Annotated in this window: 4 protein-coding genes; all 4 read left to right on the top strand. The window is 67.4% G+C overall.

From position 1 onward, the window contains the following. Nucleotides 1-121 precede the first annotated feature (121 nt). From glgX to treY, 4 genes are read left to right on the top strand one after another with little or no spacing between them, the layout of a single operon-like run. Nucleotides 122-2,422: a glycogen debranching protein GlgX gene (glgX, locus tag ACUXH0_RS05210; RefSeq protein ID WP_012430071.1), complete on the top strand. Its 2,301-nt coding sequence runs from the start codon at nt 122-124 to the stop codon at nt 2,420-2,422. Further along, entirely contained in the window at nt 2,419-4,260 is a 1,842-nt protein-coding gene (treZ, locus tag ACUXH0_RS05205) for a malto-oligosyltrehalose trehalohydrolase (RefSeq protein ID WP_182594909.1), read from the top strand. Before glgX ends, treZ begins: the two co-directional genes overlap by 4 nt. 38 nt (nt 4,261-4,298) lie before the next feature. Continuing rightward, nucleotides 4,299-6,581: a 4-alpha-glucanotransferase gene (gene malQ, locus ACUXH0_RS05200; protein ID WP_182594918.1), complete on the top strand. Its 2,283-nt coding sequence runs from the start codon at nt 4,299-4,301 to the stop codon at nt 6,579-6,581. Next, a complete protein-coding gene (treY, locus tag ACUXH0_RS05195) occupies nt 6,578-9,400 on the top strand; it encodes a malto-oligosyltrehalose synthase (protein ID WP_182594908.1) in 2,823 nt (940 codons plus the stop codon). The genes malQ and treY overlap by 4 nt, the downstream gene beginning before the upstream one ends. Nucleotides 9,401-9,527 lie beyond the last annotated feature (127 nt).

Here is a 9,527-nt window from a genome sequence, read left to right as displayed (position 1 = left end):
CGGGCGCGCCTTTCTTTGCTGACCTTCTTTGGCAAGACAAAGAAAAGTGAGTCGGGCCCGGCAGGGTACGAAACAGGGATGCACCACCAAGCCAAAAAGACGCACAACGAAACAACCTCTAATGCTCCGCTTCCCCAAAACCCTCTCCCCCGGCAAACCCTTCCCCCTAGGCGCCCAATGGGACGGCCTGGGCATCAACTTCGCCGTCTTCTCCGCCAACGCCAGCAAGATCGAGCTCTGCATCTTCGACCCCGCTGGCCGCAAGGAACTGACCCGCTTCGCCCTGCCCGAATGCACCGATGAGGTCTGGCACGGCTACCTGCCCGGGGTGGAAGCCGGCCTCGTCTACGGTTACCGCGCCTACGGCCCGTGGGAGCCGCAGCACGGCCATCGCTTCAACCCCCACAAGCTGCTGCTCGACCCCTACGCCCGCCGGCTGGTAGGCGCGCTGCGCTGGTCCGATGCGCTGTTCGGCTATCGGCTGAACTCCAACCGTGGTGACCTTTCATTCGACCGGCGCGACAGTGCACCGGCCATGCCCAAGGCCGTGGTCACCGATGAGTCGTTCAACTGGGGCAACGATATCCGCCCGAACACACCATGGTCGCGCACGGTCATCTATGAAGGACATGTGCGCGGGATGTCGATGCTGCGCGAAGACCTGCTGCCGCCCGAGCGCGGCACCTTCAGCGCGCTGGGCGACAGCGTCTTTATCGAGCGCCTGCAGCGGCTGGGCATCACCGCCATCGAACTGTTGCCCATTCACGCCTTCCTGCAGGACCAGTTTCTGGTGGAGCGCGGCCTGCGCAACTACTGGGGCTACAACACGCTGTGCTTCTTTGCGCCAGAGCCGTCGTACCTGTCGGCGCCTTCGCTGCATGAGCTGAAGGTGGCGATCCGGCGGCTGCATGCAGCCGGCATCGAGGTGTTGCTCGACGTCGTCTACAACCACACGTGCGAGGGCAGCGAGTTGGGGCCGACGCTTTCGTTCCGGGGGCTGGACAACGCGAGCTACTACCGCCTCGTGCCGGGCCAGGAACGCTACTACATCAACGACACGGGCTGCGGTAACACGCTGAACCTGTCGCATCCGCGCGTGCTGCAGATGGTGATGGATTCGCTGCGCTACTGGGTCAACGCATTCCATGTGGATGGCTTCCGCTTTGACCTGGGCGTCACGCTCGGGCGCGAGGGCAACGGCTTCGATCCGGGCTCGGGCTTCTTCGATGCCATACGCCAGGACCCGGTGCTCTCCACCGTCAAGCTGATCTCCGAACCTTGGGACGTCGGCCCTGACGGCTACCAGGTCGGCAACCACCCGCCTGGCTTTGCCGAGTGGAACGACCGCTTTCGCGATGGCATCCGCCGCTTCTGGCGTGGCGATTCGGGCCAGCGCCCGGACCTCGCCGCGCGCCTGACCGGCAGTGGCGACATGTTCGACCGCCGCCATCGCCGGCCGTGGGCGTCGATCAATTACGTGGCCTCGCACGACGGCTTCACGTTGCACGACCTCGTGAGCTACGCCGACAAGCACAACGATGCCAATGGCGAAGACAACCGCGACGGCCACAATGACAACTGCAGCGCCAACTGGGGCACCGAAGGCCCCACCCAGGACCCTGCCATCCAAGCCCTGCGAGAACGCGTGACGCGCGCACTGCTGGCCACGGTGTTCTTCTCCAACGGCACGCCGATGCTGTTGGCAGGCGATGAATTCGGCCGCACGCAAGACGGCAACAACAACGCCTATTGCCAGGACAACGCCCTTTCATGGCTCGATTGGTCGCTGCTGCAGAAAGACCCCGGGCAGGCGCTCGCCCGCTATACGGCGCGGCTGATCGCGCTGCGCAAGGCAAGCCCGGCGCTGCGCTGGCCGCATTACGTGCACGGCAACACCGAGATCCTGCCGGGCGTGCCGGACATCGCCTGGTTTGACGAGCGCGGCCAGACGCTCTCACCCGACGCGTGGAACGACAGCGAGGCGCGGGCGTTGGCGCTGCGCCGCGCCTGCGTCGAGACCATCGACGCAGAGGCGCGCCCTCACGTGGCGTTGTTGCTCATCAACGGTGCGGCGACAGACCTGACGTTCACGCTGCCCGAGCCGGCCATGGACTGGCTACTCGCCATCGACAGCGCAGCGCCCGAGCAAGACGCTCGACCACACAGCGGCGGTACCCTCAACGTGGCAGGGCGCAGCGTTGTGCTGCTGCTCGCCACGCAGCTCGCCACGATCGCCCAGATTGCCGGGCAGCCCGATGCAGACGCCAGCGGCGAAACCCTCGGGCACGTTCCCGACGCGCACAACGCAGCGCAGAACGCACTGCAGAACGCCACCCCAGAACAACCGGCGTCTGACGACGAGCGCACCGCCCCAACCGCCGGCCAAGCAGCCAGCGATGCCAATGGAGACGCCACGCGATGACCGCACCCGCCCCCCGGTTTGCGCACGACATGCCGTTCGGCGCCACCGTCCTGGCTGACGGCAACACCCGCTTCCGGTTGTGGGCGCCCGACGCGACCGCGGCCTGGATCGACTTCGACGACGTGCGCGGCGACGAGGCCATCCGCATGGACCCGGAACCCGACGGCTGGTATGCAGCCGTGGCACCCGTGGGTGCCGGAACATGCTACCGGTACCGCCTCACCAATCGAGACGGCGTGACGCTGTCAGTGCCCGACCCCGCCGCACGCGCACAGTGGCAGGACATACCTGGCCCAAGCCTTGTCGTTGATCCGCAGCGTTACCGCTGGCAGCACGCCGACTGGCAAGGGCGGCCCTGGCACGAGACGGTGCTGTACGAACTGCACGTCGGCGCGCTGGGCGGTTTCAAGGGTGTGCGGGGGCGGCTGCCGGAACTGGCGCGGCTGGGCATCACGGCCATCGAGTTGATGCCGGTGGCGGAATTTCCGGGCGCGCGCAACTGGGGCTATGACGGCGTGCTGCCCTTTGCGCCCGACGCCAGCTACGGCACGCCGGACGATCTCAAGGCATTGATCGACACCGCGCACGGGCTCGGCATGATGGTGTTTCTCGATGTGGTCTACAACCACTTCGGGCCGGATGGAAACTACCTGCACCACTACGCGCGCAGCTTCTTCCGCGACGATGTGCATACGCCCTGGGGCGCCGCCATCGATTTCCGCAAGCCGCAGGTGCGCGAGTTCTTCATCCAGAACGCGTTGATGTGGCTGATGGAATACCGCTTTGACGGCCTGCGGCTCGACGCCGTGCACGCCATCACCGAGCGCGACTGGCTGGGCGAACTCGCCGCCCGCGTGCGACTGTCGGCCGAGCCTGGCCGGCATGTGCATCTGGTGCTGGAGAACGAGCACAACGCCGCATCGCTGCTGCGCGATGGCAACACCCATGGCGACTTCGATGCGCAGTGGAACGACGACGGCCACAACGTGCTGCATGTGCTTCTCACCGGCGAGCGCGAAGCCTATTACGCCGCATACGCCGAAGCACCGGCGCAGCGCCTGGCGCGCGTGCTGCAAGACGGCTTCTGCTACCAGGGTGAGCCGTCACCCATCCATGACAACGCGCCGCGCGGTGAACCGAGCGCGCACCTGCCGCCGACCGCGTTCGTGCTGTTCCTGCAGAACCATGACCAGATCGGCAATCGTGCCTTTGGCGAACGACTGACGCAGCTTGCCCACCCCGATGCGCTGCACGCCGCGCAGGTGCTCTTGCTGCTGAGCCCGCAGATTCCGATGCTGTTCATGGGCGAGGAATGGGGCAGCACATGCCCGTTCCAATACTTCACCAGCCACCACGGCATGCTGGCCGAAGCCGTGCGGGAGGGCCGCCGCAGGGAGTTTGCCAAGTTCGAGGCGTTTGCCGATCCGCACCAGCGCGAGCGCATTCCCGATCCCAACGACGAGCTGACCTACCTCGCCTCCTGCCCCGGCGAGGCGAACCTGGCCGAACCCGCACAGCTCAACACACTGAACCGCATGCACCGCCTGCTGGCACTGCGTCACGCAGAGATCATCCCGCGCCTGCCCCATGCGCGCGCGCTCGATGCGGTGGCGCTGGGCCACGCCGGGGCCATTGCCCGCTGGCGCATGGGCGATGGCAGCGTGCTCACGCTGATGCTCAATCTGGCCGATCAACCCGTGGCGGTGCCCACGGTGCTGGCGGGCAGCCCAGCCGATCTGCTGCACGAATCGCGCGAGGGCGCCGCCGCGGCACTCATCGCACACCGCCTGCCGGAGCGCGCATGCGTGGCATTGCTGCACACGCCATCACCCGGCTGACGTCTGACAACCGCAACGCGCCAACGCACCCGCACACCATGGATCGCACGACCAACCTATCCGGCACGCCGCGCACGCCGCTCCAGCAACTGGCCACCGATGCCGGGCTGCTGGTCGACTGGGAAGATGCTGCCAGCCGGCCCATGCGCGTGGCCGACGAGGTGCTGCGCGCCGTGCTCTTCACGCTCGGCCTGCCGGCCGGCACCCCGGCCCAGGTGTCGGAAAGCCAGGCGCGCCTGCGCGCGGAAGCCGAAGCGGTGGCCATACCGCCGCTCGTGACCGGCGTGGTCGGGCAACCGATCGTGCTGCAGACGTCTGCGCCCCAAGCCGCGTTGCTGGACGGACAACCCTATCGTGTTGATTTCGAGTCCGACGGCAGCACCGAGGGCAGGATCAGCGTCAGCGCAAGCGAGCACCATGCAACGCTGCGCCTGGCAGCGGTACAGGCCGTTGGCTACCACCGCCTGGCCATCGACGCCGGGCCGGGCACCGTGATCGAAGCCACGCTCGCCATTGCCCCTGCGCGTTGCTATGGCGTGGCCGATGCGCTGCGCCAGCACGATCGCCCCACCGACACACGCCTGTGGGGCGCCTCCGCACAGCTCTACGGCTTGCGATGCGATGCCGAACGCGCAGCCAGCAGTGCAGGCCTGGGCGACTACACCGCTGCGGGCACGCTGGCGCGGCACCTCGCGCAGCGCGGCGCGGATGCGTTGGCACTGAGCCCTGTGCACGCCATGTTCACGGCCGACGCGCGTCGGTATTCGCCGTACTCGCCATCGAGCCGCCTGTTCCTGAACGCGTGGATGATCGACCCAGCCGCGCTCTTTGGGAACGAAGCCGTGCGGCAAGCCGTGGTCGACTGCAACCTCGTCGCGGACTATGCCCGGCTGGAAGCCGCACCGCTCATCGACTGGCCGGCCAGCGGCAACGCCCGCATGACGGTGCTGCGCGCGCTGCATCGGCGCCTGCTGCAAGCACCGCTCGGAGACACCATCGGCCAGACGCTGCTGGACGATTTTCGCGCGTACTGCATCAATGGCGGCGCCAGCCTGCGCGACCATGCGCACTTTGAAGCGCTGAATGCGCACCTTGGGCCCGCGCATTGGAAGCAGTGGCCCGCGCAGTATCAAGATCCGAGCTACCTGGGCGTGCAGGCCTTCGCGCGTGAGCATGAAGATGCGGTGAACTTCCACCTCTTCCTGCAATGGGCGGCGGCACGCCAGTGGGCCATCGCGCAGCGCACCGCGGAGGGCGCCGGCATGGCCATCGGCCTCGTCGCCGACCTGGCTGTTGGCACCGACAGCGCAGGCAGCCACGCGTGGGCCCGGCAACGCGACTTGCTGATCGGCGTGACTGTGGGTGCGCCGCCCGATGTGTTCAACGCACAGGGCCAGGGCTGGGGCCTGACCACCTTCAGCCCGCGTGCCATGCGCACGCAAGGCTTTTCGGCCTTTATCGAGATGCTGCGCGCGGTGATGGCCGTGCCCGGCGGTGTGCGCATCGACCACGTGCTCGGGCTCATGCGACTGTGGGTGATTCCCGATGGCGCGCGGCCGCTCGACGGCGTGTACCTGCGCTACCCGATGCAGGATCTGCTGCGGCTGGTGGCGCTGGAATCGTGGCGCAACCGATGCATCGTCATTGGCGAAGACCTGGGCACCGTGCCTGCTGGCCTGCGCGACAAGCTCGCCGACGACGGCCTGCTCGGCATGCGCATCCTCTGGTTCGAGCGCGAATACACGCGCGACGATGCGCCCTTCAAGGCGCCGCGCACGTGGGCGCCAGCCTCCGTCGCGATGACCAGCACGCACGACCTGCCCACGCTCGTCGGCTGGTGGATCGGCAACGATCTGCGCTGGCAAGCCCAGCTCGGCCTGCTGCCGGCCGGCATGAGCGAGAGCGAGGCGCACGCGCGCCGCATGGACGATCGCGCCGCACTGGTTGCCGCCTTTGCAGAGCACAACCGGCTGGTGCTGGCCGATGGCGGCGTGCCGATGATCGGCGTGGCGTCGCTGCAGGCGGCGCTGGAACAGACGCGCGTGGCCACCGCGGCGCAAGCTGAAGTCATCTTGCAAGCCAGCGCGCAGGACTTTGCCACGGCAGCCACCGTGTTTACGGGCGCGGCCAATACGCCGCTTGCGCTGGTGCCGCTGGAGGACTTGCTCGGCCTTGTCGAGCAGCCCAACCTGCCGAGCACGATCGACACACACCCGAACTGGCGACGTCGTCTGCCAGGGCCGGCCGGCACGCTGATCGAGGCACCCACGGTGCTGGCGCGCCTGTCAGCGCTGGCCAACGCGCGCAACAGCATGTCATGAGCGAACTGACCACACCCCCCGCACCCGTCACCCTCCAACGTGTGCCGCGCGCCACGGTGCGGCTGCAACTGCACCGCGACTTTACGTTCGACCATGCGCGCGCGTTGCTGGATGACTTCGCCGCGCTCGGCATCTCGCACCTCTACACGTCGCCCATCACCACGGCGCAACCGGGCTCCACGCATGGCTATGACGTCGTCGACCCCACACACGTGAACCCCGAGCTGGGCGGCGAACGCGCGCTCGAACAGTTGGTGGATGCGCTGCATGCGCGCGGCATGGGGCTCGTCGTCGATATCGTGCCAAACCACATGGGCGTGGGGGGCGCGCACAACACGTGGTGGTTGGACGTGCTCGAATCCGGCCCCGAGAGCACCTACGCCAACTTCTTCGATATCGACTGGCAACCGCCCAACCCGGCTCTGCGCAACAAGGTGCTCGCGCCCTTCCTTGGCGAAAACTACGCCGACGCGCTGGCCGGCGGCCGACTGCAGCTGACCTACGACGACACGGCTGCGCGCCTGGCGATTGCGTACTACGATCACCGGTTCCCGATTGCGCTGGCCGACTATGCCGCGTTGCTTCGCGCGGGCAACGCTGACACCGCCACCCACGCGGTGGCCGACCGCTTTGCCGCGCTCGGCACGATCCGCTCACTGCGCACGCGCCGCGAACGTGCCGACGAAGCACGCGACGCGCTGCGCAACCTCGCCACCACGGAAGCCGGCGCCGCACACATCGCAGAAGCCGTGCGCACGCTCAATGCGCAACCCGATCAACTCGATGCGCTGATGGCGCGCCAGCACTGGCGCCTTGCCCACTGGTGCACCGCCAATGATGAGATCAACTGGCGCCGCTTCTTCGATATCGGCTCGCTGGCCGGCCTGCGCATGGAGCGCGCCGAAGTCTTTGAAGCCACGCACGCGCTGCTGTTCCGGCTCTATCGCCTGGGCTGGATTGACGGCGTGCGCATCGACCACGTTGATGGCCTGGCCGATCCTGCCGCCTACTGCCGCCAGCTACGCCGCCGTCTGCAAGACGAGCATGCCGCACGCCCCGCCGACCGGCTCACGAACCACCCGTGGATCGTCGTCGAAAAGATCCTCGCCAGCGATGAACCCATGCGCACCGACTGGGGCGTCGACGGCACCAGCGGCTACGACTTCATGAACCAGGTGGGCGCACTGTTGCACGACGCGCACGGCGAGACCGCCCTCACCCAGGGCTGGCTGGAGTGGATCGGCGCACCGGTGGCTGACGCGCCGTTCTCCGCGACGACTGCGCCCGCACGCCGCCAGATCCTGCATGTGCACTTTGCGGCGGAACTCGATTCAGCCACGTCGGCGCTGCACGCGGTGGCGCAGCAGAACCACAGCAGCCACGACGTGACGTGGCACGCCATCCGCCGCGCACTGGCCGAGGTGATCGTCCACTTTCCGGTGTATCGCACCTATGCGAATGCGCAACAACGCGACGCACAGGATTCGGCCATCCTGCAAACCGCCATGTCGCGGGCGGCGACCTGCCTGCGGCGCGTCGATCAGCCTGTGCTCAGCTGGCTCGATGCTTGGCTGGGCGGGCAACCGGCCGGGCAGGACAAACTGCGCCAACTGGCCTTGCGGCGGTGCCAGCAGTTATCGTCGCCGGTGGCGGCCAAGGCGGTGGAAGACACGGCGTGCTACCGATACGGGCGGCTGCTGTCGCGCAACGAGGTCGGCGCGAATCCGGGCGAGTTTTCCATGAGCGCCAACGCGTTCCATCACGCCATGCAAGCGCGCGCCCACACGTGGCCTCACGCGATGCTCACCACCGCCACGCACGACCACAAGCGCGGCGAAGACGTGCGCGCGCGATTGGCCGTGCTGTCTGAGCGTCCGACGCAGTGGCTGGCCGCCGCACACCAATGGCGTGCGGAACACGCTGCGTGGGTGCAAAAACTGCCTGCCGGCCCCGCGCCCTCGCCCGCCGCGCAGTGGATGCTGTATCAAACGCTGGTGGGCATCTGGCCGGCGGACCTCGACTGGCATGACGCCGATGCCGTGCGCGAGTTGGCCGAGCGCGTCGCACAGTGGCAGGAAAAGGCGCAGCGCGAAGCCAAGCTGCGCACTGACTGGTTCGCGCCCGATGCGGACTACGAAGCCGCCAGCCGCAATTTCGTCTTCACGCTGCTGACAGGCGAAGCGGCCCCGACCTTCCTGCCTTCGCTCTGCGCTTTCGTGCAAAGCGTGGCGCCCGCCGCGGCCATCAACGGCCTCGTGCAGACCTTGCTGCGCACCACGCTGCCCGGCGTGCCCGACCTCTATCAGGGCGCCGATTTCTGGGACACCAGCCTCGTTGATCCCGACAATCGCCGGCCGGTCGACTACGCCGCTCGGCACCGCGCATTGCGGGCATTGCACTTGCATGCGGGCCATGGCCTCGCGTCACTGCTCGCGCATTGGACCGACGGCCGCATCAAGCAAGCCGTACTGGCACGTGCACTGGCCCTGCGTGCCGCGCTGCCAGCCGTGTTCGAATCCGGCGACTACCAACCGCTGGCCGTGACCGGCAGCGGCGCACAGCACGTGTTGGCGTTTGCGCGTGTGCATGGCACCAACGCGATCATCGTGATCGTGCCGCTGCATGCCTCCGCACTGCTGGGCCATGCCCCCGCACCAACGTTCGCGGATGGTGCTTGGCGGGACACCACGGTCTGTTTGCCGTCCACGCTCTCGCATCTTCCCCTGCATAACGCATTCGACGGCCAGACACTGCACAGCCCGCGCCTGGCGTTGGGCCAGGTGCTGGCGCACTTGCCGGTCGCCCTGCTGCATACCTGATCGCTGCTGCACCCCTCCGCACGGGTTAACACCGACTGCACCGTCCCTTGGCTCACTCTAGAATTCCTCTATTCATATAGATGACTAGAGCAATGCGTGAATCATGCATCGCTCACGTCACCCGGAG

This window comes from Ralstonia sp. 110700041-2 (assembly GCF_056280165.1).
This window is presented reverse-complemented; position numbering and strand designations above follow the sequence as displayed.

Coding starts and splice junctions, on each gene's coding strand:
- treY (WP_182594908.1), top strand. CDS start 6,578: ATGAGCGAACTGACCACACCCCCCGCACCCGTCACCCTCCAACGTGTG.
- glgX (WP_012430071.1), top strand. CDS start 122: ATGCTCCGCTTCCCCAAAACCCTCTCCCCCGGCAAACCCTTCCCCCTA.
- treZ (WP_182594909.1), top strand. CDS start 2,419: ATGACCGCACCCGCCCCCCGGTTTGCGCACGACATGCCGTTCGGCGCC.
- malQ (WP_182594918.1), top strand. CDS start 4,299: ATGGATCGCACGACCAACCTATCCGGCACGCCGCGCACGCCGCTCCAG.